This is a genomic window from Sphingobacterium sp. JB170, assembly GCF_900163865.1.
Taxonomy (GTDB): Bacteria; Bacteroidota; Bacteroidia; order Sphingobacteriales; family Sphingobacteriaceae; genus Sphingobacterium.
Window position 1 is genome coordinate 1 of the sequence record NZ_FUKU01000038.1, and the last position, 3310, is coordinate 3310.

The following is a 3310-nucleotide window of genomic DNA, read 5'->3' on the forward strand; positions in this document are numbered from 1 at the left end:
TAATGGTGATGAGCATGCCCAGTGCAACATAAATGACAATGATAAAAATACCATATAGCAGCGCTTGGGACACAGCCTTCATACGCGATCCGGCCTTTTTAGTAAAAAAGATTAACAAAAAGCAAAAATAAGCAAAACGATTAAAACCGTTGCTATACAATGATTTATAAAACAGTAGTCTTAGTTTGGAACTCGGTGTCTGATAGGTTTTGGGCTTGGAAATACAAGGTTAGGTTACTAATTCGTTACCGATTAACAAAGGCAACCATATAGCTTAACTGATTATATTTCAGTCTTTTGCACCCCTTTTTACATTTCCTTGTAACTCAATATAATTTAATTTTAAACATTAAACATTTGAGTTATGGAACAGACAAAAAAGTCCACGTTCAAACTGCTTTTCTACTTGAAAAAGAACGAACTGAAAAAGAACGGTAATGCGCCGATTATGGCACGTATTACCATTGATGGAACACCTAAAACTTTCGGAACAAAGTTAGAAATAAACCCCAATAATTGGGATTTGAAGTACGGAAGAGTTGAGGGTAAGAGTGCTACGGCGTTGAATATTAACCAAAAGCTTGATAACATTCGGGGGCGTATCGACAAGATTTATGAAGATATGCTTAAACACGATGGTTTTGCTACAGCCCAAAAGGTAAAGCTCTCGTTTCTCGGTGTCGGCGTAATGGAAGATGCTATACTAAAAGTTTTTCGGGAGCAAAATCAAGACTTTGAAAAAATGGTCGCCAAGGGAAAACGCTCTCAAAGCACATATAGCAAGTACAACACTGTTTACAACCACCTTAGCGAATTTGTAAGGGAGCGTTACCACCGGGAGGATATGGCTTTCCGGGAACTCACTTCTGATTTTATCCGGGAGTTTGATTTCTTTCTTCGCATTGATAAAGATTGTACCCATAATACGGTTTGGGTGTACACGATGCCGGTTATTGCTTTGGCAGAATTGGCTATCAAAAAGGGCTTGATAAGGGATAATCCTTTTGAGGATTATGAAATTAGTATGGAGGAAACCGACCGCAGCTACCTTTTAAAAGAGGACGTGGAAACCTTAATGTTTCTGAAGCCGTCCAAACCCAGATATGAACTTGTAAAAGACCTTTTTATTTTCAGTTGCTTCACAGGGCTTTCCTATATTGACATTAAGAAATTGAAATGGAGCAATATCCAATCGTTCTTTGACGGCCATCAATGGATAATCAGCAGAAGGAAGAAATCTGATGTTGCTTCCAACGTTCGTCTTTTGGAGATCCCTAAACGTATTATCGAGAAATATCGTGGAGTTACAAGAAATGAGTTTGTATTTCCGATGCCGTCCAATGCGACCTGTAACACGCATATAGGTAAACTTATTGAAGAAGCGGGCATTGTTACCGAACAGAAAGTTACATTCCATACTGCCCGCCACACATTTGCCACCATGTTTTTGACCGAGGGGGTTCCGCTTGAAAGCCTCAGCAAAATGATGGGACATAAAAATATTTCCACTACACAGATTTATGCTAAGATTACCAGCCAAAAAATCAGTAAGGATATGGATTTGGTTTCACCTAAATTTAAGGCAATGGAAGATGCGTTTATTATTAAAATGGAACGGGAAGAAACAACACTATTGAATGAACATACAGATGCAGATGAAATTTACGATCGCGAGGAAGTTATGGTTTAGAAATTAGTGCGTTCTTTAGTTATCCGATTGAAGCAGAACTTAACCGTTCTGCTTTTTTTATGCCCATACTTTTTATACCCAAAGCACATTTACTTTCTCCAAGGCAATCCCCCCGCAGTAAAAGAGCTTTTGGCTATTTCTGAAACAGAAAATTGTAAAATGCGCCCTCACTGCTCCCTTTGTCAGCATTTTTCAGATCCCTGTTGTGGTGGCTTTCATAGCCACACAACTTAAAAAAGCAGTTTAAAAAATTCAGCGAATTGGAAGTGTTATTTCAATTCACCGGGAACCATTTCTCAATGCCATCTTCCCGGCTTCCACATTTTTTTATCCAAAGAACCGTATGCTTTTGTCCCATTTCAAGAGCAAAGGTATTTCCGTGTTCTTAACGCCGACAAAAGGTCAGGCAAGTTTGTAAAAAAATCTCCACCCTCTGGGTAGTATTTGTTTTCCAAAACCTTGTGTCGCCTAAACACGGACCTTTTATGCTCGTGAAACGAAACATAGCATACTCCGGCTCTTTACACGAATAAAAAAAATGTCAGATATGAAGATTAAAAACATTGGAAATGGTAATGAAACGAAACAGCACCTCCTCTCATTGCCGAATAAATCTAAAAAAAATAAAATCAATAACTAAAAATCAAAGGATATGAACATCACAGGAAGACTGACAAGGGATGCGGAAGTACGCACAACGTCAAACGGCAAACAGGTAGTAAATTTTTCGGTAGCGGTAAACGACAGCTACAAAACCAAACAGGGAGAACGGGTAGAGCAAACCGCCTATTTCGACTGCTCGTATTGGAGAACCCCGAACGCAGTGAAGATACTGACCAAAGGTCTATTGGTAGAACTGACCGGCAGGGTAAGCACAAGAGCGTGGGTAGGCAAAGACGGAGAAGCAAAGGCAGGTTTGAACTTCCATACCTCCGACTTCAAACCGCTTGCAGGAGGCAGGAGAGCCGAAACCGTACAGGCTACTGCACAATCAGAAAGCAACTGTACAGCAGGGCAAGGCACAGAGGACGACCTCCCATTTTAACCAAGAACATTCATTCATTTTTTAATATCAAAATTTTATCAAAATGGCACATAACATCAATTTCAACGAGAGAACAGGACGTTATTCATTTTTTAGCGTTCAGCAAAAAGCGTGGCACGGTTTGGGGCAAATAGTGGAACAATACCCGACAAGCGAGGAAGCTATCAGATACGCAGGATTAGATTACGAAGTCGTAAAATCCCCACTATTTACCAAAGGTTCGGGTATTATCGAAACCACCGACGGCATAGAGATAGGCAGTAGCGAATTAGAAGTACCTAACTACTTTGCCAACATTCGCACCGATAACAATGCAGTATTGGGCGTAGTCGGTAAGGATTACCATATCGTACAAAACCGTGAAGCCTTTAATTTCTTTGATGCTATTGTAGGCGGTGGCGAGGGCATTCTGTATGAAACCGCAGGGGCATTAGGCAACGGAGAACGTATTTTTATCACAGCCAAATTGCCCGACTATATCCGCGTAGGTAGTGGCGATGATGTAACGGAAAAGTACATTGTGCGCCCATAAGGGTGTTTAGTGAATGCAGTTTTGGCAAACTGCTGAGCAAGTG

2 protein-coding genes and 1 pseudogene are annotated in these 3310 nt (G+C 40.5%); all 3 read left to right on the top strand.

Annotation, left to right across the window (positions count from 1 at the left end):
• The first annotated feature begins 364 nt into the window (after positions 1 to 364).
• Positions 365 to 1690 carry a site-specific integrase gene (locus FM107_RS11430; protein ID WP_256959481.1) on the top strand — a complete coding sequence of 442 codons (1326 nt, stop codon included), beginning with the start codon at positions 365 to 367 and terminating at the stop codon, positions 1688 to 1690.
• 652 nt (positions 1691 to 2342) lie between these two features.
• Positions 2343 to 2735, top strand: a complete 393-nt coding sequence (locus FM107_RS11435; RefSeq protein ID WP_086948651.1) for a single-stranded DNA-binding protein — start codon at positions 2343 to 2345, stop codon at positions 2733 to 2735.
• Positions 2736 to 2778: 43 nt separating this feature from the next.
• Positions 2779 to 3255, top strand: a pseudogene (locus FM107_RS11440) (DUF932 domain-containing protein); the annotation flags it as partial.
• Positions 3256 to 3310: the final 55 nt, after the last annotated feature.

What these genes read in the sequence shown, in the direction of transcription:
- FM107_RS11430 (WP_256959481.1), top strand. Translation starts at nt 365, where the DNA reads ATGGAACAGACAAAAAAGTCCACGTTCAAACTGCTTTTCTACTTGAAA.
- FM107_RS11435 (WP_086948651.1), top strand. Translation starts at nt 2,343, where the DNA reads ATGAACATCACAGGAAGACTGACAAGGGATGCGGAAGTACGCACAACG.